This is a genomic window from Streptomyces sp. NPDC089915, from assembly GCF_040684675.1.
Classification (GTDB): domain Bacteria; phylum Actinomycetota; class Actinomycetes; order Streptomycetales; family Streptomycetaceae; genus Streptomyces.
On the sequence record NZ_JBFBGN010000059.1, the window covers coordinates 14511 to 40596 of the forward strand.

At 75.7% G+C, this 26086-nt stretch carries 25 protein-coding genes; 19 read left to right on the forward strand and 6 right to left on the reverse strand.

Features of this window, described 5'->3' with window-relative positions; translation table 11 throughout:
* Positions 1-31: 31 nt before the first annotated feature.
* The 5 genes from AB0O29_RS19105 to AB0O29_RS19125 all read left to right on the forward strand — a co-directional run bounded on the left by AB0O29_RS19105 (position 32) and on the right by AB0O29_RS19125 (position 6520).
* A complete protein-coding gene (locus tag AB0O29_RS19105; protein ID WP_365153109.1) occupies positions 32-3559 on the forward strand; it encodes a hypothetical protein in 3528 nt (1175 codons plus the stop codon).
* A gap of 125 nt (positions 3560-3684) precedes the next feature.
* Positions 3685-3852, forward strand: a complete 168-nt coding sequence (locus tag AB0O29_RS19110) for a hypothetical protein (protein ID WP_365153110.1) — start codon at positions 3685-3687, stop codon at positions 3850-3852.
* Between the two features lie 254 nt (positions 3853-4106).
* Complete coding sequence (locus AB0O29_RS19115; protein WP_365153134.1) at positions 4107-4877, forward strand: ABC transporter substrate-binding protein; 771 nt, start codon at positions 4107-4109, stop codon at positions 4875-4877.
* Positions 4874-5674 carry an amino acid ABC transporter permease gene (locus AB0O29_RS19120; protein WP_365153111.1) on the forward strand — a complete coding sequence of 267 codons (801 nt, stop codon included), beginning with the start codon at positions 4874-4876 and terminating at the stop codon, positions 5672-5674. The genes AB0O29_RS19115 and AB0O29_RS19120 overlap by 4 nt, the downstream gene beginning before the upstream one ends.
* A gap of 45 nt (positions 5675-5719) precedes the next feature.
* Positions 5720-6520: an amino acid ABC transporter ATP-binding protein gene (locus AB0O29_RS19125; protein ID WP_365153135.1), complete on the forward strand. Its 801-nt coding sequence runs from the start codon at positions 5720-5722 to the stop codon at positions 6518-6520.
* A 44-nt stretch (positions 6521-6564) separates the two neighbouring features.
* On the opposite strand, the gene AB0O29_RS19130 is transcribed toward AB0O29_RS19125, so the two are convergent.
* Positions 6565-7755 carry an MFS transporter gene (locus tag AB0O29_RS19130; protein ID WP_365153112.1) on the reverse strand — a complete coding sequence of 397 codons (1191 nt, stop codon included), beginning with the start codon at positions 7753-7755 and terminating at the stop codon, positions 6565-6567.
* 167 nt (positions 7756-7922) lie between these two features.
* The gene (locus tag AB0O29_RS19135) at positions 7923-8318 is read right to left on the reverse strand and encodes a DUF3224 domain-containing protein (RefSeq protein ID WP_365153113.1); all 396 of its coding nucleotides are present in this window, start codon (positions 8316-8318) and stop codon (positions 7923-7925) included.
* 303 nt (positions 8319-8621) lie between these two features.
* Here AB0O29_RS19135 and AB0O29_RS19140 point away from each other — a divergent pair, with 303 nt between their 5' ends.
* From AB0O29_RS19140 to AB0O29_RS19170, 7 genes are all read left to right on the forward strand, one after another.
* Positions 8622-9194 (forward strand): NADPH-dependent FMN reductase, encoded by a 573-nt coding sequence (locus AB0O29_RS19140; protein WP_365153114.1) that lies wholly within the window; start codon positions 8622-8624, stop codon positions 9192-9194.
* Positions 9194-9808 carry a serine O-acetyltransferase EpsC gene (gene epsC, locus AB0O29_RS19145; protein WP_365153115.1) on the forward strand — a complete coding sequence of 205 codons (615 nt, stop codon included), beginning with the start codon at positions 9194-9196 and terminating at the stop codon, positions 9806-9808. The genes AB0O29_RS19140 and epsC overlap by 1 nt, the downstream gene beginning before the upstream one ends.
* Before the next feature lie 128 nt (positions 9809-9936).
* Complete coding sequence (locus AB0O29_RS19150) at positions 9937-11016, forward strand: cysteine synthase family protein (protein ID WP_365153116.1); 1080 nt, start codon at positions 9937-9939, stop codon at positions 11014-11016.
* A gap of 109 nt (positions 11017-11125) precedes the next feature.
* Positions 11126-11713, forward strand: coding sequence for a hypothetical protein (locus tag AB0O29_RS19155; protein WP_365153117.1), 588 nt, complete (start codon positions 11126-11128; stop codon positions 11711-11713).
* Between the two features lie 345 nt (positions 11714-12058).
* Positions 12059-13462 (forward strand): nucleobase:cation symporter-2 family protein, encoded by a 1404-nt coding sequence (locus tag AB0O29_RS19160; protein ID WP_365153118.1) that lies wholly within the window; start codon positions 12059-12061, stop codon positions 13460-13462.
* 7 nt (positions 13463-13469) lie between these two features.
* On the forward strand, positions 13470-14168 hold the full coding sequence (locus AB0O29_RS19165; RefSeq protein WP_365153119.1) for a transcriptional regulator: 699 nt from the start codon (positions 13470-13472) through the stop codon (positions 14166-14168).
* Positions 14169-14312: 144 nt separating this feature from the next.
* Positions 14313-15044, forward strand: coding sequence for a class I SAM-dependent methyltransferase (locus AB0O29_RS19170; RefSeq protein WP_365153120.1), 732 nt, complete (start codon positions 14313-14315; stop codon positions 15042-15044).
* Positions 15045-15060: 16 nt separating this feature from the next.
* Here AB0O29_RS19170 and AB0O29_RS19175 read toward each other — a convergent pair whose 3' ends face one another.
* Both AB0O29_RS19175 and AB0O29_RS19180 read right to left on the reverse strand, forming a co-directional pair.
* Positions 15061-15948: a TIGR03619 family F420-dependent LLM class oxidoreductase gene (locus AB0O29_RS19175; protein WP_365153121.1), complete on the reverse strand. Its 888-nt coding sequence runs from the start codon at positions 15946-15948 to the stop codon at positions 15061-15063.
* Between the two features lie 68 nt (positions 15949-16016).
* Positions 16017-16349, reverse strand: a complete 333-nt coding sequence (locus AB0O29_RS19180; RefSeq protein ID WP_365153122.1) for a YnfA family protein — start codon at positions 16347-16349, stop codon at positions 16017-16019.
* Between the two features lie 87 nt (positions 16350-16436).
* On the opposite strand from AB0O29_RS19180, the gene AB0O29_RS19185 reads away from it, so the two are divergent.
* The 7 genes from AB0O29_RS19185 to AB0O29_RS19215 all read left to right on the forward strand — a co-directional run bounded on the left by AB0O29_RS19185 (position 16437) and on the right by AB0O29_RS19215 (position 23997).
* Complete coding sequence (locus AB0O29_RS19185; protein WP_365153123.1) at positions 16437-17828, forward strand: PQQ-binding-like beta-propeller repeat protein; 1392 nt, start codon at positions 16437-16439, stop codon at positions 17826-17828.
* 29 nt (positions 17829-17857) lie between these two features.
* Entirely contained in the window at positions 17858-18370 is a 513-nt protein-coding gene (locus AB0O29_RS19190; RefSeq protein ID WP_365153124.1) for a GNAT family protein, read from the forward strand.
* A 69-nt stretch (positions 18371-18439) separates the two neighbouring features.
* The gene (locus tag AB0O29_RS19195) at positions 18440-19240 is read left to right on the forward strand and encodes a MerR family transcriptional regulator (RefSeq protein WP_365153125.1); all 801 of its coding nucleotides are present in this window, start codon (positions 18440-18442) and stop codon (positions 19238-19240) included.
* Positions 19237-20457, forward strand: coding sequence for a glycosyltransferase (locus AB0O29_RS19200; RefSeq protein WP_365153126.1), 1221 nt, complete (start codon positions 19237-19239; stop codon positions 20455-20457). Before AB0O29_RS19195 ends, AB0O29_RS19200 begins: the two co-directional genes overlap by 4 nt.
* Positions 20458-20547: 90 nt before the next feature.
* The gene (locus AB0O29_RS19205) at positions 20548-20784 is read left to right on the forward strand and encodes a hypothetical protein (RefSeq protein WP_365153127.1); all 237 of its coding nucleotides are present in this window, start codon (positions 20548-20550) and stop codon (positions 20782-20784) included.
* Positions 20785-20863: 79 nt separating this feature from the next.
* Positions 20864-23263, forward strand: coding sequence for an MMPL family transporter (locus tag AB0O29_RS19210; RefSeq protein ID WP_365153128.1), 2400 nt, complete (start codon positions 20864-20866; stop codon positions 23261-23263).
* Between the two features lie 8 nt (positions 23264-23271).
* Complete coding sequence (locus tag AB0O29_RS19215; protein WP_365153129.1) at positions 23272-23997, forward strand: DUF2993 domain-containing protein; 726 nt, start codon at positions 23272-23274, stop codon at positions 23995-23997.
* A gap of 7 nt (positions 23998-24004) precedes the next feature.
* On the opposite strand, the gene AB0O29_RS19220 is transcribed toward AB0O29_RS19215, so the two are convergent.
* Together AB0O29_RS19220 and AB0O29_RS19225 are read right to left on the reverse strand one after the other, a co-directional pair.
* Complete coding sequence (locus tag AB0O29_RS19220; RefSeq protein ID WP_365153130.1) at positions 24005-24616, reverse strand: TetR/AcrR family transcriptional regulator; 612 nt, start codon at positions 24614-24616, stop codon at positions 24005-24007.
* Between the two features lie 76 nt (positions 24617-24692).
* On the reverse strand, positions 24693-25910 hold the full coding sequence (locus tag AB0O29_RS19225; protein WP_365153131.1) for a cytochrome P450: 1218 nt from the start codon (positions 25908-25910) through the stop codon (positions 24693-24695).
* Positions 25911-26086: the final 176 nt, after the last annotated feature.

Consider the following 26086-nt stretch of genomic DNA (forward strand, 5'->3'; position numbering starts at 1 on the left):
GTTGTCAGACCCGCTCCCTAGCATGGCGTCCATGAGCAACTCGCAGAGCAGTCCGGTCTCCCGGGTGGTGCGCGCCGCCCTCGACTCGCCCCGCCCCGGCGCGGAGCCCGCCGTGGCGGGCGCCGCCCTCCGGGCGATCGAGGAGGCCCGCCCCGCGCGTACCGCCGGGGCGGGCGCCCTGGCCGCCGGCGGCGTCGACGCGGACGCCGCGCTGCGGCTGCGCGGATGGGTGGCCGAGCGGATCGGCGACCGCCCCGACCGGTGGCTCGGCGTGCACGACGCGCTCGCCGGCCACCGCGGCACGCTGCCCGCACTGCTCGCCGAGATACCCCCGCCCGCACCGCCGGCCGCCCCCGGCGAGGTCCGCGCGCCCGCGCCCCGCAGCGTCCACACCACCCTGGCCCTGCTGCTGGAGCACGCCCGGCCCGAGTGGGCCGCCGCGGCGCTGGCCGTCCTGCCCGCCCGCACCTGTGACGCCCTGCTCGGGCGCGGCCCGCTCCACGCCCCGGCGCTCGTCACCGCCGTCGTGGACCACGGCGACGCCGCCGCCCGGGCGGCCCTCGCCGGGCACCCCCGGCTCGACGCGCGGATCCTCGCCCGGCTCCTCGCCGTCGGGGACGCCGCGGTCGCCGCCGCCGTCTACCGCAACCCGCGCGCCACCACCTCCCTGCGCCGCGCCGTCGTCGGGCGGCTCGCCCGGGAGCCGATGGACGAGGGCCTGCGCGCCGAACTGACCGACCCCGCCCGCCTCCCCCCGGGCACCTGGCTCACCCCCCTGCTCGCCTCCGGCGACCCCGAGCTCACGCTGCGCGCCCTGCGGACGCAGCAGACCCGGGGCACCGTCCAGCGGTACGCGCTGGTTCGCGTCTGGGAGACCGCCGGACCGGACGCGCTCAAGGCGCTGCTCGACGGCCCGGACGTACTGCCGCACCTGACCGTGCCCGTCTGCTCGGCCGTCCGCAAGGCCCTGGCCGAGGAGGACGGCTCGGGCAACGGGCTGCGCCGCCTGCGCGAAGGGGGCGAACCCTACGAGGACCCCGCCCGGCTGCCCGCCCTGCTGGCCGCCACCCGTGGGACCAGCAGCATCACCGCCCTGCTGTCCGAGCCCTACGCCCACGACATGGACGCCCTCGCCGAGGCGCACGCGAAGTCCCCGTTCATGCCCAAGGCCTGCGAGGAACTCGCCCGGCACGAGGCGGCCGATGACGCCCGGCGCCTGGTGTTCCGGCTCAGCGTCCTCAATGAGCCCTGGCGCACCGGCGGCCGGCGCGCCGGCAACTCGGCGCCGCCCGAGCGGCGGCTGGCCGCGGAGGAGCTCGACGACTCGGCCGCGAAATGGGCGGAGGGCATGGCCGCGGCGGGCCTCCTGGACCCCGTCGAACTGATCCGCACCGCCCGCCCCGCCGTCCACGCGGTCGGCGCCCTGGCCCGGCTCACCGAGCGGAACCTGCTGACCGGCGCCGCCCTGGACGAACTCCGCGCGCTCACCGCCGCTCACCTCGGCGAGCGCCCCGAGGCGTGGGCCGCACTGGACACCGGGCTGCCCGGGCACGGCGGCACCCTGGCCGAACTGATCGCCCGCGCGGGCGAGGCGCTCCCGCCGCGGCCGGACGAGGCCGGGGCGGCGGAGCCCCGGCGGGAGCAGGCCGGGCCGGCCGCCCCCGTACGGCAGCCCCCGGCCGCCCCCGAGAACCACCACCACCGGGCCGCCCTCGCCGCCCTCGACCTGCTGCACTCCCTCGCGCCCGCCGGGACCCCGCTGCCCGCCGACCCCGCCGTCCTCGGCTTCCTGGCGGAGCACCGGCAGGCGGACGCCCCCGGCCTCGCCACCCCCGCATGGCTCGCCCGCGCCTGCGCGGAGGCCGGGGTCGAACCGCCCCGCGGCGGCTGGTACACCGCCCCCACCCCCGAGGAGATCCGCGCGGAGCGCCCCCGGACCTGGGGCAACAGCACCTGGCTCACCGAACACGCCTACGCCGAGGGCCTCCTGCCCGCCGAGGAGCTCGTCCGGCTGCTCCCGGCGCGGGGCATGCTGCTCCTGGCCCACGACTGGCGCCGCCTGGCCTTCGTCCCCGCCTGGCGGGAGGCCGTCGCCGACCTGCTGCGCGGCGAACTGGGGACCGACCCCGACGGCTGGCTCCGGCTGGCGCGCACGGCCGCTCTCGCATCCGGCATCGACCGGCACACGGACGAGGGCGGCCCCACCTGGCCGGAGCTCATCGAGGCCTCCCGCGCCGCCGGCGCCCCGACCGCCGGCCACCTGCCGTCCGGCCGGGCCGCCTGGGGCGCGTCGGAAAGGGCGCCGGCCACACCGGACGAGGCGCTGCGGCTGCTGGAGAAGGGCAACAATCGGTGGGCCTGGCCCGTCGCCACCCTGCTGTGCCTGGCCGACGCCGAAGTCGTCGACGCGGTCCTGCCCCGCCTCGGCCCCGACGGCCCCTGGCTGCTCGCGGCGTACCTGATGCGCCACGACCGCACCCCGCGCGTCCTGCTCGGCCGGCTGCTCGCGGGGCGCGATCCCGAGGCCCTGCGCCTCCTGGCCGCCCAGTCGCGACGGCTCACCGGTGGGGCCGGGGAACTGCTGGCCGACCTCGACGATCCCGAGACCGACCTCACCCTGCTGCGGTCCGGCGCCGGCGCCCACCTGGCCGCCCGTATCGTCGGCCGCCCCCACGACCGCACCGCCGCGCGCGTCCTCGCGTGGCTGGCGGAGGACCCCTCCGCCCGGGTGCCCGGGGGCGCCCGTTGGCTGCACGCGCGCGAACCCGGCCTGATCGAGGCGGTGTTCGCCCGTCACGGAGACGAACTGGGCTTCGCCCAGCAGGCGGTGGGCTGCCTCAACCTGCTCGAACACGGCGGCGCCGCCCGGCTCGCCGCCCTCGTCGGCGAGGGTCGGCTCGGCCAGGCCGCCGCCAAACTCTGCGTCAAGGCGCTGGGTTCGCCGGATCCGGCCGCCGTGCTCCGGGCCCGGGTCGCCCTCGAACTGGCTCAGGCCAAGCTCCTCAAAAGGCTGCGCAAGAGCACCGGGCACTGGCAGACGACGGGCACCCTCATGGCGACCCCGGGAGCCGTCGACTGGGAGGCGCTCGCCGAGGCGCACGAGGAGGACCCGATCCCCAACTGGAAGTTCCTGGTCAACCTCCGCAGCGCCCCGGCCGCGCTGCGCCTCCGCTACGCGGGCCTGCTGCACGAGCCCGGCGCGGAGGGGCTGCCCGACGGCCCCGAGGCCACCCGGGCCCGGGCCCGCCACGGCCTGACCGGCCTCTACCACTGCCCGCCCGTCGTCCAGCTCGACGGACTGCTGGCCTCGGGCCACCTGACCGGGGAGGACCTGCTGCACACCGCAGCCCCGGCCGCGCGGATCCTCGCCTACCTGAGCACGGCCACCCGCCGCCCGGACGCCCCGGCGGGGGCGGCGCAGGCCCTGGCCGGCCTCGGCTCCCTTATCGCGGCCCGGCTGGCCGCCGATCCCGGGGCGTGGCCCCGGGCCGTCGCCCGGCTGACGGGCCGCGACCCGCTCTGGGACCCGGTGTCCCCGGTCTCCGCCCTCCTGGCCTGAGGGCCTATGTGTACGTGATGTGAAGAAATGTCATTGGGGGCGTTCGGGTGGGAGTCGCAGCCACCCGCAACCGAGTGCACAGAGTAATAACTCATCACAGCCAGTAACTACACTCGGGAGGTTCGATGGACACCACACCGACGTACGCACTGTCATCCCGCATGCCCCGCTGGGCGCTCGACCCCTACCGGTTCCCCGGTCTGGAGGGCCTGGACGAGGCCGAGCCCCTCAGGGAGCCCGGCGGCTCGCCCGCCCCGGCGCCCACGGGGAAGCCCCACCGGCCCTCACGCTGACACGGCCGCCGGGGACGGGGCTCCGCCCGTCCCCGGACCCGCCGCATCGCGAATCATCCGCCGCCGCGCACCGCCGGGGATTACGATCTCGATCGGACGGTCCCGTCCCGCGACCGCCGCCCGCCCTGCACCCGTGGAGGTCAACCGTGTTCCGCACGGCCGAAGGACACCGCAGTCAGCGCAACAGCAGCAGCCGCGACCGCCGCGGCCGCTCCGGCCTCCGGGGCGCGGCCTGCGCCGCCGCCGCGGCGGGCATGTTCCTCGCCGCCGGCTGCTCCTCCTCCGGCGAGAGCGGACCCGGCGAGGCGGCCGGCGGGGTGCCCGTCGTCGAGAAGGGCAAGCTCACCACCTGCACCCACCTGCCCTACCCGCCCTTCCAGTTCGAGCAGAACGGCAAGGTCGTCGGCTTCGACGTCGCGCTGATCGACCTCGTCGCCCAGAACCTCAAGGTCGAACAGAAGATCCTCGACACCCCGTTCGAGAACTTTAAGACGGGCGCGTTCCTGAACTCGGGCCAGTGCGACCTCGCCGCCGCGGGCATGACCATCACCGACGAGCGCAAGAAGAACGTCGACTTCTCCGTCCCCTACTTCGACGCCACCCAGGCGCTCCTGGCGACCAAGAAGAGCGGCTTCACCTCCCTCGCCGACGTCAAGGCCAAGGGGGGCAAGCTCGGCGCCCAGGCCGAGACCACCGGCGAGAGCTACGCCAAGAGCCAGGGCTTCAACCCGGTCGCCTTCGAGAGCTCGGACGCGGTCCTCAACGGCCTGCGCACGGGCCAGGTCGACGCGGTCGTCATCGACTACCCGGTCGTCCAGGGCTGGCTGAAGGACAAGGCCAACGCCTCCGCGTTCGTCCTCGGGCAGAACATCGACACCGGAGAGAAGTACGGCTTCTCCGTGAAGAAGGGCAACGCGGCCCTCCTCGCCGCCATCGACAAGGCCATCACCACCGCCAAGGCCGACGGCACCTACAAGAAGATCTACGAGCAGTGGATCGGCCCGCTGCCCCAGGCGTCGTCGTGACCTCTCGGCTGACCCGGCGCCAGCGGCGCCGCGTCTGGCAGGGCGTCCAGTACGCGGTCTTCGTGGCGGCGCTGGTCCTGGTGGGCGTCCTCGCCGACTGGGACAGGCTGGCGAACCAGTTCGCGCAGAAGGACCTGGCCCTGCGGCTCTTCCCGCAGATCATCACCACCGCCCTGCGCAACACGGTGGTGTACACCTTCTCCGGATTCGCCTTCGGCCTGGTGCTCGGGCTGGTCATCGCCATGATGAGACTGTCGTCGGTGGCCCCCTACCGCTGGGTCGCGAGCGTCTACATCGAGCTGTTCCGCGGCCTGCCCGCCCTGCTGATCTTCATCTTCGTCGGGGTCGCCGTGCCCCTGGCGTTCCCCGGGACGGCGATTCCCGGAGGCACGTACGGCAAGGTCGCGCTCGGCCTCGGCCTGGTCGCGGCCGCCTACATGGCGGAAACGATCCGGGCCGGGATCCAGGCCGTGCCCCGGGGGCAGATGGAGGCGGCCCGCTCGCTCGGGTTCTCCCACGCCCGGGCCATGGTGTCCGTGATCATCCCGCAGGCCTTCCGCATCGTCATCCCCCCGCTCACCAACGAGCTCGTCCTGCTGTTCAAGGACTCCTCGCTGGTGCTGTTCCTGGGCGTCACCCTGGAGGAGCGGGAACTGACCAAGTTCGGCCGGGACCTCGCCAGCGAGACCGCCAACTCCACCCCGATCCTGGTCGCGGGCCTGTGCTACCTCCTGGTGACCGTGCCGCTCAGCTTCGTGGTCCGCCGCCTGGAGGCCCGCGCGGACAAGGCCACCTGAGAAGGGGAGACGATGTCACGGACGACGCGAACGGCGGCGGACACCATGGGCGCGGACCGCGCGGAGATCGAGATCCGGGGGCTGCACAAGTCCTTCGGTGACAACCACGTCCTGCGCGGCATCGACCTGGACGTCGCCCGCGGCGAGGTGGTGTGCGTCATCGGGCCCTCGGGTTCCGGCAAGTCCACCCTGCTGCGCTGCGTGAACCTGCTGGAGGAGCCGAGCGGCGGCCGGGTCTTCGTCGGCGGTACCGAGCTCACCGACCCCGACGTGGACATCGACGCCGCGCGCCGCCGCATCGGCATGGTCTTCCAGCAGTTCAACCTCTTCCCGCACGTGAGCGTCACCGCCAACCTCACCCTCCCGCAGCGGCGGGTCCTGGGCCGCGACAAGGCCGAGGCCGCCGCCGTCGCCCGCGAGAACCTGGAGCGGGTGGGCCTTTCGGCGAAGGCGGACGCCTACCCGGCCCAGCTCTCCGGCGGGCAGCAGCAACGCGTGGCGATCGCCCGCGCCCTGTCCATGGGGCCGGAGGTGATGCTCTTCGACGAGCCCACCTCGGCGCTCGACCCCGAACTCGTGGGCGAGGTGCTGTCGGTCATGCGGGTGCTGGCGGCGGAGGGGATGACGATGATGGTCGTCACCCACGAGATGAGCTTCGCCCGCGAGGTCGCCGACCGGGTCGTGTTCATGGACGGCGGCGTCATCGTCGAACAGGGTCCGGCGGAGCAGGTGGTCACGCGGCCGGCCCAGGAGCGGACCCGGGACTTCCTCAACCGCGTCCTGGACCCGGCCGCCGCCCCGGCACCGGGCCCCGAGGCCGGCGGCGGCCAGGGGGAGCGGGACTGACGGCCCCCGGCCCCCGGCCGGTCGGCCGGGCCGGGCCGGGCCGGTCAGCCGTCCGTCGGCACCGGCCGCCGGAGCAGGTAGGCGCCGGCGGCCGACACCAGGACGGCCATGCACGCGATGAACACCAGCCCCGCGCCCTCCAGTCCGACCGGCCCCACCAGCAGCCCGACACCGATCACCGGCACCGAGATGCCGAAGTACGCCACCACGAACAGCGTCGAGATCACCGCGGCGCGCCGGTCCTCCGGGGAGGCCGCGGCCACCGCTGCCAGCGACCCGCGGAACGCCAGCCCCTGACCGCAGCCGCCGGCCAGCGCGCTCAGCACCACCAGCACCAGCAGCTCCCAGCGCAGCGCGCCCGCGAGCAGCGCCAGCCCGACCAGCAGCCCGGCGCAGCCCAGCGGCAGCGAACGCCCCACGCCGAACCGGCCGACGGCCAGCTGTCCGGCGGTGGAGGCGAAGAAGGCGAGGGCGACGATCAGCCCGCTCACCGCGCGGTCGTGCACGTCCAGCGACTCGGAGAGGAACGCGGGGCTGACCGAGGTGAACACCCCGAACAGGGCGAAGCCGGCGAAGGAGGCGATCGCCGCCGGCCCGAACACCCGGCGGACACCGGCGGGCAGGCCCGGCCGGCGCGGCCGTACGGCGCCCAGCGGGCCCCGCTCCCGTACGGTCTCCGGCAGCCTCAGCAGTACGGCGGCCGACCCGGCCACCAGGGCGAGGTGCACGGCGAAGGGCAGGTACAGCGGCCCGGGGGCGTACTGCGCCAGCACCCCGGCGAGCAGCGGACCGCAGCCGAGGCCGCCCATGTTGGCGGCGGTCGCGACGAACGTGGCGCGGGGCCCGCCCCCCTCCGGGGCGAGTTCGAGGACGTAGGCCGTCGCGGCTCCGGTGAACAGCCCGGCGGACAGCCCCGACAGCAGCCGCCCCGCGTACAGCCAGGGCAGTCCCGTGGCCGACAGGAAGCAGACGGCGCTGCCCGCCGCGCAGGCCAGCCCGGCCAGCAGCACCGGACGGCGGCCGACCGTGTCGGAGGCGTTCCCGGCCAGCAGCAGGACCCCGATCACGGCGAAGGCGTACACCGCGTAGACGACGGTCACGGTCAGCTCGGAGAAGGAGAACTTCTCCTGGTACAGGCCGTAGAGCGGGGTGGGCAGCGTAGTGCCGGTCATGCACACGGCGAACACCGCTCCGCTGAGCAAACACTGGCGCCACCCTCGGCGATCACCGTCCATGCCGCGACGGTAACCCCGCCCGCCGCCCCGGGCCGGTCAGGCGCGCGACGCCGGCCGAGCGCAGGCCCGTACGCCCGCCTACTCCACGGGGCAGGGGCGGTACTCGAGGCTGAGCTCCCGGTCGACGGCGTAACCGGTCCGCATCGAGGCCTCCGCGACCTTCTCCGCTACAGGGTGTACTCCAGGACGTAGGAGTGCGTGCCGTCCTCGGACTGGTGTATCGCGAAGGTGCCCGAGAGCCCCTCCAGTGCACCGGAGCCCGTCCCCTCGACCACCCGGATCGCGAGCCGCTCGCCGTGGCTGCCGGGCGCGCTGTGCTGGAGGACGAAGGAGCCGGGGCGCCCGTCCAGTTCCCCCTCGAAGCGCTCGACCGCGACATAGGCGGCGGGAGCGCCCGCCGTGTCGGCCACGGACAGCATGTGCACCGTGCTGGTGCCGCTGAGCCCGCCCCGGAACGCCTTGGTGATCCGCACCCGCCCCAGCCCGGCGCCCGGACCGCCCTTCTCGGCCACCTCGGGCTCGAAGGACGTCAGGTCGAAGGTGCCGCTCGTGCTGCCGCTCATCGCACTGCCCCCGCATTCTCGTCATCGCCTTTCCCGAAAGCCTCGCACGCGGCACTGACAACGCCCCGGCGCCGGCCCGAGCGCACCCGGCCCGGTTCTCAAGCGGTCCTCCGGGGTGGCGCGAGTCGTGGTCGAGCCCGGCTGCGGCCGCCGCTGGCACCGTAACGACGGAGACGCGGGGCGGACGGCGTACGCACTCCATCGCCGCTCCGACCCGGGCGCGGCGGTCCTGCCGGGACCACCCGTCCCGTGCGTGCACGAAGCCTGCCGACCGGGAGGCCGAGAAACAGAGGAGTTCCCCTGGTGAAGATCGTTCTGCTGTCGGGCAGTACCCGACGGGACTCGCTGAACACCACCGTCCTGGAGACGGTGCGCCACATCCTGGCGGGCCTTCCCGGTGCGCACGAGACGGTGGACCTCGCCGTCGCGGAACTGCCGTACTACGAGGCGGGCCTGGAGCTCGCCGACGGCTCGGCGGCGGTGCGCGCCGCCAAGGAGCTGGTCGCCGGAGCCGGCCTGCTGTTCATCAGCACCCCCTCCTACAACGGCCAGATGCCCGGTGCGCTGAAGAACGCCCTCGACTGGCTGTCCCGGGCCGAGGGCGAGACCCCGAGCCCGCTGACCGGCCGGGTGACCGCCGTGGCCAGCGCCTCCCCCGGGGGGCGCGGCGGGGTCGAGGCGCAGGCCGGGCTGGTCGCCGTCCTCGAACGCTGCGGCGCGCGGGTCGTCGAGCACGAGCCCGTCGGCGTCGCCCGTGCCGCCAAGGCATCCGTCGAGGGCGGCCGCTTCACGGACCCGGAGCTCGTGGCCCGGCTGGAGAGCCTGACCCGCGCGGCGCTCGCCGCCGCCGGGGCGCGTGCGGAGGTGCTGGTCTGATGGCGCGTGACAAGGAACCCGGCCTGCTCGCGATCATGAAGGAGGACCTGGACGTCGTCGTCGCCCAGGACCCCTCCATGCGCAACCGCCGCGAGGCCCTGCTGCACGCGGCCCTGCCCGCGCTGTGGGCGCACCGCGTCGCCCACCGCCTGCACCGACGTGGCATGCGCATGACAGCCGGGATCATCGCCTGGCAGGCCCGCCGCAAGACCTCGGTGGAGATCCACCCCGGCGCCGTCCTCGGCCGGCGGGTGTTCATCGACCACGGCGCCGCCGTCGTGATCGGCGAGACCGCGGTGATCGGGGACGACGTGACGATCTACCACCAGGTGACCCTGGGCGCGGTCGGCTGGTGGAGCGACAACAAGCGGCCCGTCGGCGAGCGCCGCCACCCCGTGGTCGGCCACCACGTCGTGCTCGGCACCAACGCGACGGTCCTCGGCCCCGTCACCATCGGCGAGCACGCCGTCATCGGCGCCCAGGCCCTCGTCAACAAGGACGTCCCCCCGGGAGCCCGCGTGCTCGCCGCCACCGCCGTGATCAAGGCCGTGGGCGAGCAGCCGCAGCCCATGGAGGACCTGTACGCGGTGACGGCCTCGGCCGGCTCCTGGTAGGCCGACCGCCCCGCCGCTCGCCTCCCCGCCTCGCACCTTCCCCCCACCAAGACTGCGTCGGCGTACGGGCGGACCGTACGACCACCCCCGACAGGCAGCCGCACGACCCGACTTGTGAGGAACCACACGTGGAAAGCCGTAAGCCGCGCCCCATAGCCGACAGCATCGAGGACCTGATCGGCTCGACCCCGCTGATCCGCCTCCACTTCGAGGACACCGCCCCGGGTACGCAGGTCCTGGCCAAGCTCGAGGCCGCCAACCCGATGTCCACCAGCAAGGACCGCGCCGCCCTCTACATGCTGCGGGCCGCCGAGCAGCGGGGCGAACTCACCCCCGGCGGCGGCACGGTGATCGAGGCGACGTCCGGCAACACCGGCATCTCCCTGGCCGCGCTCTGCGCCTCCCGCGGCTACCGCTGCGTCATCGTGCTCCCCGACAGCGCCACCCCCGAGCGGATCGCCCTGCTCAAGGCGCTCGGCGCGGAGATCGTGCGGACCCCGCGCGAGCAGGGCTACTCCGGCGCGATCGCCAAGGCCGCGGAACTGCACGCGGCGACCCCGAACTCCTGGTTCCCCTGCCAGCACGAGAACCCCGACAACGTACGGGCCCACTACGAGACCACCGGCCCGGAGATCTGGACCGACACCGAGGGCCGGGTCGACGTCCTGGTCTGCGGCGTGGGCACCGGTGGCACCCTCAGCGGCACGGCCGGGTACCTCAAGGAGCAGAACCCGGGGATCCGCGTCGTCGCGGTCGAGCCGGAGAACTCCCCGGTCCTCACCCAGGGCGTCGGCGGCCTGCACCGCATCCCCGGCCTCAACGGCGGCTTCGTGGCCCCCACCACCGACGTCTCGCTGATCGACAGCGTGGTGACCGTCACCGACGAGGAGGCGCTGACGGCGGCCCGGCAGCTCGCCCGCCGCCAGGGCATCTTCGCCGGGGTCTCCTCCGGCGCCGTCGCCCACGCCGCCGCCCGGCTGGCCGCCCACCCCGACTACGTCGGCGCGTCCATCGTCACGCTGCTGCCCGACACCGGCGAGCGCTACCTCAGCCTGTGGAACGAGCCCGAGGCGCCGGCCGCCCGGCCGGCGGCCCGCAGGCCCTCCGCCGCACGGCGCCCCGCCACCCCGCAGGTGTCCCAGCAGGTGGCCCCGCCGGCCGCCCAGCCGGCGAACCCGCACTCCCTGGCGCTGACTTCGAAGTCCTGACCTCGAAGTCCTGATCCCGCAGGGCGGCGCCTCCCGGCCGCCCCGGCCCGTCGACGCCCCGGCGCAACCGCCGGGGCGTCGGCGTGCGTCCGGGGGTGGGGGAGGGGTGGTGCGCATGCCGGAGGAGGAGCCGGGGACTCGGCGGCCCGCCGTGGCGGCGCTGCCCGTGGCCGCCGCCGCGCTCGTGTACCTCTGGGCCCGCTGGTGCTTCGGCGGCTCCGCGCCGCCGCCGTCCTCCTTCGCGCTGGCCGGCGGGGCGGTGCTGGTCCTCGGTGCGGCGGTGGCGTACTTCGTCCCGGTCCGCGGGGCCGGGGGCCTCTTCGGCGCGCTGTTCCTCGCCCTGGGGCTGCTGTCGACGGTTGCGGTCGCGGAGGGGACGGCCGCGCGGGGGGAGACGGCCACCTGCCTCGTCCGGGAGGTGCACACGAAGGTGGAGGCCTCGTTCGGCGAGGGCGGCGCGGAGAGGACGGTGTACCGCCTCGATCTGAACTGCCCCGGAGGCTACCCGGACGAGCTCCGGGACGCGCCCTCCTCCGTGTCGCGCGGTGCGGAGATCCGGGTCGCCTATGACGCCCGGCGCCGGCTGTCCCCGGTGCCCGCCGGTGAGGGCCCGCCCTGGAAGGCGGGCCTGACCGCGGTGCTCCTCCTCGGTCTCAGCACGCTCCTGGCCGCCCGGCGGCGCCTTCCGGTTACGTAGCCGACGCGAAGTCGTGCCCCCCGGAAGACAGTTGCGAGAAGGCGCTGGACGCAACGGAATCCGAAGCCAAGAAGCTTCGTAGCCATGGATTCGCAAGTTACCTGCGGGTTTCACTAATAAAAACACGGCCGACGACTTGCGTAACCCCGAGGCCTCCGACAGTATCGGCCCCGTTCCGCCTCACCGCGCCCGGACGAGCACCGGCAACCCCGTGCCGTCCCACGCCCCGCGAGCCGCCCGATCCGAGCGGTCGCCCGTACGCGCCCTCCTCCGAGGCAACTCCCCCCTTCACGCGACCCCGTGTCGCGCCCCTCTCATTCACCTACCCTCGAAGGCAAGGCAGAGATGGCACCACTGGCCTCGCGCCGACGCACCCCGGCAGCCGCCCAGCACCCCGTGGACGTGGTCCCCCCGTTCTCCCAGCTGTCGTTGTACGGCTTCCAGCACGTCCTCGCGTTCTACGCGGGCGCGGTCCTCGTACCGATCATCCTGGGCAACAGCCTGGGACTCTCCCCCCGCGAACTCGTCTACCTGATCAACGCCGACCTGGTCACGGCCGGGATCGCCACGATCATCCAGGCCTGGGGCTTCTGGCGGATCGGCGCCCGCCTCCCGCTCGTCCAGGGCGCCACCTTCACCGCCGTCTCCCCGATGATCGCCATCGGCCAGGGCGCGGGCGGCGGCACCGCCGGACTGCTGGTGGTCTACGGAGCCGTGATCACGGGCGGGATCGCCACGTTCCTGCTGGCGCCCTTCGTCGGACGGCTCGCCAAGTACTTCCCCCCGATCGTCACCGGCACCCTCCTCACCGTCATCGGCATCGTGCTCATACCCGTCGCCCTCCAGGACGTGGGCGGGGGCTCCGACCTGGTCGGCAAGCCCGGCTACGGCGCCCCGGCCCACCTCGCGTACGCCGGCGGCACGCTCCTGCTCATCCTGCTCCTGTCCCGCTTCGGCGGACCGTTCCTGCGCAGCGTCGCGATCCTGCTCGGCCTCGTCGGCGGGACGGCCGCGGCCTGGCTGCTCGGCGACGCCGACCTCGGCGCGGTGGAGCAGGCCGACTGGATCGGCGTGAGCACCCCGTTCCACTACGGCGTACCGCAGTTCCACCTCTTCCCGATGCTCGCGATGGTGGTCGTCATGGTGATCACCATGGTCGAGACCACCGGAGACGTGTACGCCATGGGCGAGATCACCGGCCGCGAGGTCGACGGCGAGACGGTCGGCCGCGCGCTGCGCGCCGACGGCGTCGCCACCGTCCTCGGCGGCGTGTTCAACTCCTTCCCGTACGTGGCCTTCGCCGAGAACATCGGCCTGGTGCGGATCTCCCGGGTCACCAGCCGGTTCGTCGTGGTCGCCGCCGGATTCCTCATGATCCTCCTGGGCCTGGTCCCCAAGGCCAGCGCGGTGGTCGCCTCCGTCCCGCACCCGGTCCTCGGCGGCGCGGCCGTCGCCATGTTCGGCATGGTCGCCACCGTCGGCATCCAGATCCTCGCCAAGGTCGACCTGCGCGAGGAGCGCAACGCCCTGATCCTCGCGCTCAGCCTGGGCGCCGCGATGCTCCCGGCCGCGGTGGGCCCGTTCTTCGAGCACATGCCCACGGAGCTGCGGGCCGTCCTCGGCAGCGGCATCACCCTCGGCAGCCTCACGGCCGTCCTGCTGAACCTGTTCTTCCACACCCCGGCCGCCCGCACGGTGCGGGAGGAGATCGACTGGGACGCCTTCGCCGACACCCGGCCGGCGAGGTGACCCGCCCGTGTCCGCACCCCCGTTCTCCCCCGCCGAGGCCCGGGCCGCGCGACTGCGCCTGGGCATGACACCCGCCCAGGCCGCCGCCGCCATGGCCCAGTTGGGCCTGCACCGGCCGCCGGAGGCCGTCCACGCCTGGGAGGAGGGGACGCACACCCCCTCCGAACCCGAGCTCCTCGCCCTGGCCGACGCCCTGTGGTGCCCGGTCGCGGTCCTCATGGCCGTACGGCCCGCCACCCTGCGCGAACACCGCCTGGCCCGCGGGTTCACGGCCGAACGCCTGGCCCTGCGCATCGGCATGGACCCGTACGCGTACGCCCGGGCCGAGGCCGAGCACCACTGGGCCGGCACCGACCGCCAGAACCTGCTCCTGGCGGACGCCCTCGGCCTGTCCTCGGAGGACCTGCTGGACCTCCTGGACCGCGACGGGGAACTCGTCGGCCTGCTGCGCCAGGCCGTCGAGGGCCGCTGGAAGGCCCACGTCCCCCACCTCGCCTTCCTCGCGCAGGCCGACGAACGGCGGGTGGCACGCGCCCTGCGGGTCCTGCACCGGGAGTACACCCGCTTCGACGAGCGCTACATGGGCCACCTCGTCGCCCGCAACGACGACGCCCGGCTGAGGGAGATCGCCGCCGACCGCGCGGCCTGGCTCCGCACCCTCCCGGACCGCTTCCGCACCCTCACCGCCGCCGACGGGACCCACTGAGGCACCCGCCCCGGTGCGCCGCCGCCCCCCGGGCCGCCCGCCCGGCATCATGGCCCGGACGGGCGCGGGCGGCCGGAAGGGCAGGGGCTCATGTGGGCGGCGGGTGAGGCGTACGAGCCGTACGTCGGACGGTGGAGCCGCCTGGTGGCAGCGCGGTTCGTCCGCCGGCTGGACGCGGCCCCGGGCGGCAGCTGGCGCGACGTCGGATGCGGAACGGGGGCTTTCACCCAGGCGGTGCTGGACGCGGCCGAACCGGCCGACGTCATCGGCGTCGACCCGTCGGAGGGCTACCTGGCCTATGCCCGCCGGCACGTCGGCGACCGGCGCGCCCGGTTCCTGCGGGCCGACGCCGAGCACCTGCCCTTCGCCGGATCCAGCGCCTCGGCGGTCGTCAGCGGCCTCGTCCTCAACTTCGTCCCCGACCCGGCCCGGGCGGCCGCCGAGATGGTGCGCGTCGTCCGCCCCGGCGGCCTGGTGGGGGTCTACCTCTGGGACTACGGGGAGGGCGGCATGGAGGCCATCCGCGCCTTCTGGGACGCCGTGACCGCCCTGGACCCCGGGGTCCGCGCCCTGGACGAGGCCGTCCGGTTCCCCCTGTGCACCCGCGCGGCACTCGGCGCACTCCTGGCCGGCGCGGGAGTGCGGGACGTGACGACCGGGGAGATCCGCGTACCGACCCCCTTCCGGGACTTCGAGGACTACTGGAACCCCTTCCTCGGCGGGCAGGGACCGGCCCCCGCCTACCTGGCCGGCCTCCCCGAGGACCGCCGCGCCGCGCTGCGCGAACGGCTGCGGGACGCGCTGCCCCGGGCGGCGGACGGAACGGTCCCGCTCCACGCGAGGGCCTGGGCCGCCCACGGCCACCGCCCGGGCTGAAAGGCGGGGCGTCGGGTCAGCCCGCCTGGACGCGTCGCAGCGCCGCGACCCCCAGTTCCAGGGCCTCCTCGGGGCCGGCCACGCACTGCTGGAGGTCGATGAACGCGCTGTCCGCGCCCGAGGCGCGGACCCCGTCCAGTACGGCGGCGATCTCGTCGGCCCCGGTCCCGGGCCGGACGTTGTGCCGGATGTGCCGGGTCAGCGCCCCCGGATCCCGGCCGGCCTCCTCGGCGGCCCGCCGCGCGGTGTCCCACAGCCCCGCCGCCATGTCCGGCGGCAGGAGCACCCCGGCCCAGCCGTCGGCGCGGCGGCCGACCCGGCGCATCGCGGCGGCGGAGACGCCGCCGAGCAGCACGGGCGGCCCGCCCGGCCGGGCCGGGCGCAGGCCGACGTACGACTCGGGGATCGTCCACCGCGGGCCCTCGTGGCCGAACACCTCCCGGGTCCAGTAGCCGTGCAGGATGTCGAGGACCTCGTCCAGCAGGGCGCCGCGCCGGGTGAAGTCGGCGTCGACGGCGGTGTACTCGTCGCGCAGCCAGCCGATGCCCAGCCCGGCGACCAGCCGTCCCGCGCTGAGCACGTCGAGGGTGGTGAGGGTGCGGGCCAGCAGCGGCGGCGGGTACCAGGGGGCGTTGAGGGTGCTCGTGGCCAGCCGGACCCGGGTGGTCGCCCCGGCGGCGGCGGTCAGCACGGTCAGCGGGTCGAGGAAGGTGCGGAACCCGGGCGGGTAGGGGTCGTCGGCCGTGTGACCGGGGTACAGGTCGCTCGGCGAGACCGGCGCGAGGGCCCGGTCGCCGACCCACAGCCAGCCGAAGCCGGCCTCCTCGGCCTGACGGGCGAACGGCGCGATCCACTCGGGGCGGGCGTGACCGCCGTACTGGGGCAGGGCTATTCCGATGTCCATCGGGCCAGTCTCGGCCGAAGGAGGCCCGGCGGCCCAGGGTTTGCGACCCTCGGGCGCGGCGTACGCGGCTATCCGCGCGGCCCGTACATGATCACCCCGACCCCGAGCAGGCAGATGACGGCGCCGATGACGTCCGCCCGGTCGGGGCGGTACCCGTCGAGGACCATGCCCCAGGCGAGGGACCCGGCGACGAACACCCCGCCGTACGCGGCCAGGATCCTGCCGAAGTTCGCGTCCTCCTGGAGCGTCGCGACGAACCCGTAGACGCCGAGCGCGATCACCCCCGCGCCGATCCACGCCCACCCCCGGTGCTCCCGCACCCCCTGCCAGACCAGCCAGGCGCCGCCGATCTCGAACAGGGCGGCGGCGGCGAAGAGGGCGATCGAACGGACAACGAGCACGTCGACTACTTTCGGAGACGGATGAAGTCCGAAACTAACAGCGTTCGCCGGACGTTCGCACGCGGCGTCCGGGCAGGTGGGGGAAGTGTGGAAGACAGCTCGTCGCGCACGGGGCGGGTGTCCGCGGCCGTACGGCTCACCGGGGCCTGCGTGTTCACGGCGGTGGCCCTGCTGTACGCCGTCCTGTGCGGGAAGTCCCTCCTCGTCGACATGACGGCGACCGTGTGCGGTGCCGGCGGCTGCCCGCGCGGGCTCGGGTGGCTGCTCCTGTGGGCGGCCGCGGCCGCGGCCGGGGCGGGCCTGCTGTGGTGGGCGGTGCTGCGGGTCCGCGCGTACCGGTCGGCCGCCGGCTGGGCGCTGGCCGTCCTCGTCGCCCTCGCGGCACTGGTCCCGGCCTGGCAGGGGTTCTCCTGGCTGCGCGGACCGCACCTGACCCTCTTCGGGCACCAGGCCCCCGAGGGTCCGTCGGCGGGCGGCCCGCTGGGCTCCTGGGGCGAGCCGGTCTCCGCCTCCGTGATCCGCGTCCGTACCGACGGGGCGACCCTGTACGACGGCGGGGGCCGGCGCGGCTGGCGCCTCGGCCCGTCCCCGGACGGGTCGGAGATCTGCGCCATGAGCGCCGAAACCCCCGCCCGCACCGGCCTGCTGCTCTACGCGTGGGACGGCGCCTGCGGCGCCCGGGTCAGGGCGGTGGACCTGGACAGCGGACGGGAGCTGTGGGCGAAGGCCCTTACGGACCCGTCGGGCACCGTGGCCGCCGGCGGCTCCCTCGCCGTCACCGCCACGAACGGCGCCGTCGTGGCCCACGACCTGCGCACGGGCGCCGAACGCTGGCGCTCCCCGCTCCCGCAGGGCGCCACCGCCACGGACCTGCTGGCCGGGCCGGACCGCGTCCTGGCCGTCACCCGCTCCGCCTCCGGCGCCGGACTCCTCACCCTGGACGCCGCCACCGGAGCCCGGACCCGCCAGACCCCGCTCCCCACCGGGATCGAACCGGCCCGCCTCGTCTCGGCCGCCCCGGCCGCCGTCATCGCCGGCGACCGCCTCCTCACCTTCGACGCGGAGGGCCGCACCCGCCGGGACGGGGACTCCCCGTACGTCCCGTCGAAGGACGACCGCCGGATCCGCCTCGGGGACGTCCTGGTCGTGGCGGTCCCGGAGCGGGAGGAGCGGGAGGTCCTGGCCGCCTTCTCACTGACCGACGGCCGCCTCCTGTGGAGCCGCCCCCTCGGCGACGACTCGTCGGTCCGCACCCTGGGGATCGACCGGGAGGGCCGCCTCGCCGCGGTCTCCGAGGGCGCGTACGCCCACCTGTGGGAGCTGGACCCCCGCACCGGCGCCCAGGCGGGCGAACCGGCGGTCCTGCGGGACCTCCCGATGGGCGGGCGGACGGCCCTGTACGGCCGCACGTTCGTCAACCTGGATCCCCAGGGCACCCTCCCCCCGGTCTTCGACGTGGCCCCGCTCCTGGGCTGGTGACGGCTCCCGGTCGCATACCCTGCCTGCTCATGACCGTGCTGCGAGGTTCCTCCGTCGTCCTGCGCCCCACCCTCACCGAGGACGTCCCCGCCCTGGCCGCCATCCGGGCCGCCCCGGAGGTCCGCGCGCGGTGGCGGGGCGGGGACGACCTCGAGGCGGAGATCGCCGGCGATCTCGAGGACCCCGGCACGGTCTGCCTCACCATCCGTGACGGGGAGCGGATCATCGGCATGATCCAGTGGTACTCCGAGGACGAGCCGGACTACCGGCACGCCGGCATCGACCTCTTCCTCGACCCCGCCGTCCACGGCAGGGGCCTGGGCACCGACGCCGTGCGCACCCTCGCCCGCCACCTCATCGACGACCGGGGCCACCACCGCCTCGTCATCGACCCGGCGGCCGACAACGCCCCGGCCATCCGCTGCTACGAGAAGGTCGGCTTCCGGCCGGTCGGCATCATGCGCCAGTACGAGCGCGGCCCGGACGGCACCTGGCACGACGGCCTCCTGATGGACCTCCTGGCCCCGGAGCTGAAGCGCTGACCAGCGGCCGGAGTTGACCCTCCCCCCACGTCAGGCTCCAGGCTGGACCCCGACGAAAGGGCAGGTGGCATGAGCTATTCGGTGGGACAGGTGGCGGCTTTCGCCGGGGTGACGGTGCGTACGCTGCACCACTACGACAGGACCGGGCTGCTCTCACCCGGCAGCCGCAGCCACGCCGGCTACCGGCTCTACGGCGAAGCCGACCTGGCGCGCCTCCAGCAGATCCTCTTCTACCGCGAACTCGGCTTCACCGTCGAGGAGACGGCCGCCATCCTCGACGATCCGCAGGCGAACGCCCTGGAACACCTGGAAGCCCGGCAGCGGCGGCTCGCCGAGGAGATCAGCAGGCTCCAGCGGCTGGCCGAGGTGGCCGCCCGGGCCGTGGAGGTCCAGCGGACCGGGGTCGCGCTGACCCCTGAGGAACGCTTCGAGGTCTTCGGGGAGATCACCTTCGACCTCAGCTACGCCACGGAGGCGGAAGGCAGGTGGACCGCCTCGGAGGGTGGCCGCGAGGCCATGGCGCGCGCCGCCGCCCACACCAAGGAGGACTGGCGCCGGCTGATGCGCGAGGCCACCGCCTGGCGCGCCGAACTGCTCACCGCCTTCGACGAGGGGGAACCGAGCGACGGCGAACGGGCCCTGGACCTCGCCGAGGAACACCGCCTGCACGTCTCGCGGTGGTTCACCACCTGCACGCCCGCCGTGCACCGGCGCATAGCCGACGACTTCCTCGCCGACCCGCGCGCCTTCGCCCTCGTCGTACCCCCCTCGCAGCAGCGCCCGGGCCTGGCCGGCTACCTCCGCGAGGCCGTCCACGCCAACGCCGGCCGCCGCACCGACGCCCCCACGACGGCGGGGGAGGGCCGGTGAGGATTCTGATCGCCGCCGCCGGATCGCGCGGGGACGTCGCCCCCTACACGGGCCTGGGCGCCGCGCTGCGCGCCGCCGGCCACGAGGTCGCCCTGGCCGCCACCGAGGGCTTCGGCCCCCTGGTGCGGGCGGCCGGCCTGGAGTTCCGCGCCCTCCCGGGCGACACCCGGCCGCGCGGCGACGTCACCGGCCGGCGCGAACTGATGCGCACCGCCGCCGCGTTCCTCACCGAACTGGGCCGGGGATTCGCCGACGCCGTCGAGGAGGGGACGGACCTGCTCCTGCTGTCCGCCACCACCGCCCCCCTCGGCTGGCACCTCGCCGAGGCCACCGCAACACCCGCCCTCGGCGTCTACCTCCAGCCCACCGCCCCCACCGGCGAGTTCCCGCCCGTCGTCACCGGCGCCCGCTCCCTGGGCCGGGCCGGCAACCGCGCGGCCGGACGGTTCGCCCTGCGCATGGCCGACCGGATCAGCGAACCGGGCGCCGCCGGGCTGCGCGAGCGGCTCGGGCTGCCGCCGCTCGCCGCCTCCGCCATGCGCCGGAGGACGGAACGGGCGCACTGGCCCGTCCTGCACGGCTACAGCACGGCCCTGGCGCCGGCCCCCTCCGACTGGCGGCCCGGCCTGGAGGTCGTCGGCAACTGGTGGCCGTACGTCGACCCCGCCGAAGGGCTCCCCGCGCGGCTGGAGGAGTTCCTCGCCGCCGGCCCCCCGCCCGTCCTCATCGGCTTCGGCAGCATGGCCTCCGGCGAGGGGGAGCGGCTCGGCGAACTCGCCGTACGCGCCCTGCGCCGCGCCGGGCTGCGCGGCATCCTGCAGAGCGGGGCCGCCGGGCTCGCGGCGGACGCCGGCCCGGACGTCCTCACCGTCGGGGACGTCCCGCACGCCCTCCTGTTCCCCCGGCTCGCCGCGGTCGTCCACCACGCCGGGGCCGGCACCTCGGCGGCCGCGCTGCGCGCCGGAGTCCCGGCGGTGACCGTCCCCGTGACGGCGGACCAGCCGTTCTGGGCGCGCCGCCTCGCCGCGGCCGGCGCCGCCCCCGCGCCGCTCCCCTTCGGCTCCCTCACCGCCGGGGGCCTCGCCGGCGCCCTGGACCGGGCGGTGCGCCACGAGCCGTACGCTCGGGCCGCGCGGGCGGCCGCCCGTCACATGCGGACCGAGGACGGGGCGGGACGGGTCCTGCGCGCCGTCGAAGGGCTCGTCCGCACGGGATGAGGGGCGCCCGGGGCGCCGGGAGCGGCGGATCGGCCTCCGGAAAACGTGTCGCCGCGTCCGTCACCGCCCACCTCGTGGAACCGTTTTCCCATGACTGAAGGATCGGCACCCCACATCTCCCCGGCGCGCATCACCGTCCTCGGCGTCCAGCCGGGTGACCCGCCCTTCCGGATCGTCGAGCTCGACGGAGAGGTCGTCGGCCGGGCGACGTCGATGACGGACGTCCTGCTGATCGCCGCCGAGCTGGGGATCACCATCCACGATCTCGACGACCTGGACGAGGTCCGCTGGGTCGGCGGCGGCAAGTTCCACTGGACCCTGCGCTGAGGAGCCCGTACCGCGCCGGCCCCGATTGACATTATTGCACCAGCAGTGCAAGCGTAAAGCTGCACGCGGAGTGCAATGAATGGCGATCGACTCCGGCGCGGCCCGCCGCCGCCGGGCGGAAGGGAAGTGGCGGATGTTCCTCGCACTGGGGCGCTGGTGCGCCCGGCGGCCGAAACGGGTGGTCGCGGCGTGGCTCCTGCTGCTCCTGGCGCTCGGCGGCGCCGTCCTCGGCTACGGCCGGGTGACCAGCGAGGCCGTACGGATCCCCGGCAGCGACAGCCAGGCCGCCCTCGACACCGGCGCCGGGGCCTTCCCGGGACCCGCCTCGGGCAGCCAGCCGCTCGTCCTGCACACCGCGCCGGACGGGCCGGTCCTGACGGACGGGGCGGCCCGGGCCGCCGTGGAGCACAGCGCCCGGGCCATCGCCGCCGTACCGCACGTCGTCGCCGTCACCTCGCCGTACGGGCACGCGGGCGGTCCGGCGGTCAGCCGGGACGGGCACACGGCCTACCTCACCCTCGGCCTGGACGTCACCGGCCGGGACATCACCCCCGCCCTCACCGGCGAGATCACCGACGCCGCCGCCCCCGCCCGGGCCGCCGGCATCGAGGTCACCCCGGGCGGGGACCTCGGCGCGGCCGTGGACCGGCCGGACACCGGCCACAGCGAACTGATCGGCCTGGCCGCCGCGGCGGTGGTGCTGCTCCTCGGCTTCCGCAAGGCGGCGGCCGCGGGCCTGCCCCTCGTCACAGGCATCGCCGGGCTGGCCGTCTCCCTGGCCGCGATAGGCCTGGCCGGACACCTCATGGACATGCCGTCGTCCGGCACCACCATCGCCGCCATGATCGGCCTCGGCGTCGGCATCGACTACACCCTGTTCAGCCTCACCCGCTTCCGGGAGCTGCGCGGCCGGGGGCTGGACGGCCCGGAGGCGGCCGCCTTCGCCACGGCCACCGCGGGCAAGGCCGCCGCCTTCGCCGGCGGCGCGGTGATCGCCGCGCTGGCCGGGCTCGCCCTCGGCGGACTGCCCCTGCTGCACGCCCTCGCACTGGCCCCGGCGGTGGCGGTCCTCGTCGCCGTCGCCGCCACCCTCACCCTGCTCCCCGCCCTGCTGAGCCTCCTGACCCGCTTCCTCGGCGCCACCGCCCCGGCCGCCGGCGCCCCGGCCGCGCACCTCACCGCCCCGGCCTCCGGCGTGGGTGCCGACCCGGCCGCCCACCCCGCCGCCCCGGCCGCCACCGGCCCCGCCGCCGGCGCGGGACGGCCCGTGCGGGGCTGGGAGCGGGTGGCCGAGCGGGTCGTCGCCCGGCCCTGGCGCCACCTCCTCGCCGGCCTCGCCCTGCTCCTCCTGCTCGCCGCCCCCGCCACCGGGCTGGCCTTCGGCCAGCTCGACGCCGGGGACAAACCGGCCGGCTCGGCCAGCCGCACCGCGTACGAGCGGCTGTCGGCAGCGTTCGGCCCGGGGGCCAACGGCCCCCTCCAGGTGACGGACACCCTCCCCACCGCCCCCGCCGGACCGCAGGACCCCCGCGTCGCCAAGGTCTCGACGGCCCTGGCCCGCACCCCCGGCGTCGCCTCGGTGAGCCCCGCGCAGACCGCCCCCGGCGCCCGTACCGTGCGCTGGCAGGTCACGCCCGCCACCGCCCCCGGGGACCCGGCCACCGCGCGGCTCGTCCGGACCCTGCGCACGGACGTGCTGCCCGCCGCCACCGCCGACGGCGCGGGCACCGCGCACGTCGGCGGGGCGCCCGCGGCCGTCGCCGACCTCAACGACCGCCTCGCGGACCGGCTGCCCGCCGTCATCGGCGTGGTGGTGGCCGTGGCCGCGCTGCTGCTCCTGGCCGCCTTCCGATCGCCCCTGCTCGCCCTCAAGGCCGCCGTGCTCAACCTCCTGTCGGTGGCCGCCGCCTACGGGGTCCTCACCGCCGTGTTCCAGTGGGGCTGGGGCGCGCGGGCCATCGGGCTGGAGGGGCCGGTGCCGGTGCCCGGATACGTCCCGCTGCTGATGTTCGCCGTCCTGTTCGGCCTCTCCATGGACTACGAGGTCTTCCTGCTCACCGCCGTCCGCGAGCGCTACCTCGACGGCCGCGACGCCCGCCGGGCCGTGGTCCTCGGACTCGCCTCGACCGGCCGGATCATCACCTCCGCCGCCCTGATCATGGTCAGCGTCTTCCTCGCCTACCTGCTCTCGGACGACCCCGTGGTGAAGATGTTCGGGACCGGGCTGGCCGCCGCCGTGGCACTCGACGTCACCGTGGTGCGCGGGCTGCTCGTCCCCGCCACGATGGCCCTGCTCGGGGACCGGGGCTGGTGGCTGCCCGGGTGGCTCGACCGCGTCCTGCCCGAGCTGGACATCGAGGGCACCGCCCACGCCCTGCCGCAGCCCGCCGGTACGGGTGAGGGCCCGTACACCGGGGCGGCCCGTCCGGACGGCCCCGCCGCCCCGCACCCCGCCGCCGGCACCCTCCCCGCCCGGTGAGGCCCCCGATGACGAAGCCGGCCCCGACGCACACCCCGACGAGGTTCCGCATGCCCTCCGCCCGCTCGCTCCGGCGCCCCCGTACGGCGCTCGCCGCGGCCGCCGCCGTCCTGCTGCTCGCCCTGCCCGTCGCGGACTGCGCCGCGCGCGGCCTGACGGAGGGCCGGCTCGCGGACCGGATCGCCCGGCGGCAGCCGGGCCTGACCGCACGCCCGGAGGTCTCCATCGAGGGCCTGCCCTTCCTCCTCCAGGCCGCCCGCGACCGCTACCCCGAGGTCCGGGTGCGCGCCGACGGGACGACCGGCGCCGGCCGGCCGGTCACGGCGGACCTCACCCTCGACGGGGTCTCCCCGCGCGGCGGCGGCTACCGGGCGTCCGCGGCCTCGGCGCGGTTCACCGCCCCGTACGCCTCCCTCGGCGACGGGACGGACACCGCCACCCGGCTCTCCGACGCGGGCGGGGGCAGGCTGCTCGTCCGGCGCAGTGTCCTCGGCGTCCCGCTCGACCTGACCGCCGAGGTCCGGCTGGAGGGCTCGGTCCTGTCGCTGCGCGCGGAGTCCGCCTCGCTCGGCGGACGGCCCCTGGACCCGGACAGCCCGCTGATCGGCCAGGCGCTCGCCCGGCAGACCCGGACCCTGCCCGAACTGCCCCTGGGCCTGCGGCCCACCGGCGTCTCGGCCGGCCCGGACGGGGTGACCGTGACCGCACGGGCCGGGGAGGTGGCCCTCGGCTGAACCGGCGTCAGTCCTGCGGGCGGTGTCGGTCCTGCGGGTGGTCGGCCGAGACCAGCAGGCTGAGCACGGTGGCCTCCATCGCCGCGCGGGCCTGCTCCGGGCTCTTCCCGCCGGAGCGCCAGTGGTGCCAGGCCCCCCAGGTGGTGACCGCGTCCAGCCCGTCCAGCAGCGCGGCCGCCCGCTCCCCGTCGAGCCGGCCGAGCTCCTCGGCGAAGATCTCCGCGACCCGCCGGCGGGCGTCCGCGAAGGCCTCGTCCGTGACCTGCCGGATGCGCGGCGAGGGGTGGTCGATCCGCATCAGCGTCAGCCGGGCCGGGGTGATCCACTCCAGGATGCGGGCCCGCTGCTCGGCCAGGGCCGCCGCCCGGACCCGGCGCGGCCCCGTCACGGGCAGCGGCCGGATCTGCTCGGCCAGCTGCTCCAGCCGGCGGGTGATGGCGAGGTCGACGAGCTCGGACATGTCGGCGAAGTGGTGGAACACCAGCCGGCGCGAGACCCCGGCACGTTCGGCCACGCGCTCCGCGGGGAACTCCACGACCCCCTCGTCGAGGAGTTCGAGGACGGCGTCCGCGATCCTCTCCCGGGTCCGCCGCCCCCGCTCCGTCCGGCCGTCCGCCACCGCTCGCCCGCCCTCCACTGCCCGTCCCCGCCCGCCTCGTCCGATGCGTCAGCAGCATCCTCCCACCCGGCGGGGCTCACCAGGTCACGTGCAGGGCCTCCGGCGAGCGGTGGATCAGCGTGGGGCACATCCGGGGCGCGGGCCGGGCGCCGTCGAGCCGCAGGCCCGGCAGGGCCCCGGTGAACAGTTCCAGGGTGATCCGCAGCTGGCCCCGGGCCAGATGGGAGCCCGGGCAGGCGTGGGGGCCGTACCCGAAGGCCACGTGCGAGCGGTCCCCTCCCCGGCCGATGTCGAAGACGCCGGGCTCCTCGTGGCGCCGGCCGTCGCGGTTGGCGGACGCGTACGCCACCAGCAGGGCGGCGCCGGCGGGCAGCCGCGTCCCGGCGAGTTCCAGCGGCCGGGTCGTCACCCGGCGGAAGGCCTGGATGGCCGTGTCGAACCGCAGGCCCTCCTCCACGGCCGCCGGCACGAGCGCCGGGTCGGAGCACAGCAGCTCCCACTGGCGCCGGTCGGAGAGCAGGTGCAGCAGGGTGGTGGCGATGAGCGCGCTGCTGGTCAGGAAACCGGCGATCAGCAGGTTCTGCAGGTGCGCCACCAGCTCGTGCCGCTGCTCCTCGCCCAGCGCGCCGCCCGGTGGGGCGGCGGCGGAGGCCAGGTCGGAGCAGAGGTCCTCGCGGGGGCGGGCCCGGCGTTCGCGGACGTAGCCGTCCAGCAGCCGTTGCAGGGCGACCACGTCCTCGGCGGCGGCCACCTGCTCCGGCACGGACAGCGGGCGGAACAGCAGTTCCTCCGCCCGGTACCCGCCGTGCACCGCGGCCGGCACGTCCGCGGGGTCCAGCCCGACCAGCCGCCCCACCACCAGCCCGGGCAGCCTGCGCGCGTACGCCGCCACCAGCTCGGCACGACCGGCGCCGGCGATCCCGTCGACCAGCCCGTGCGCGCACTCCCGCGCGTACGGCAGCAGCGCCGCCGACCGCGCGGTCGACAGCGCCCGGTTCAGCGGGGCGCGGTGGCGGCGGTGGTCGGCCCCGTCCGAGGAGACGACGGTCCGCCGGGGCCCGAACCCGCCCGCCAGCACCCCGAGCGCCGCCTCGGACACGGCGACGTCGGGCAGCAGGGCGTTGGCGGAGGAGAAGTCCCCGTCCCGCCGCAGCACCTCCCGCACGTCCTCGTCCCGCGCCACCAGCCACGCGTCGGCCTCGGGCAGGTACGTCAGCCCGCCGGCCCGCCGGGCCCGCTCGTAGACCGGGTACGGATCCCGGTAGAACGCGTCCCGAAGCTCCTGGTCCCCCACCCCTGCCCCCGAACCCCTCCGAAGCCGCCCCGCCGGGCCGAAGCCCGCCCGCCGCGCCATCCTGCCCGACCTCCGCCCGGTCTGAAAGACCACCATGGCGCGCGGGGGTGCCGAGGAGCCGTTCGGCCTCGCCGGGGGTGGCGACGCGGCCGGCGAGGTGGATGAGGCGGTAGCCG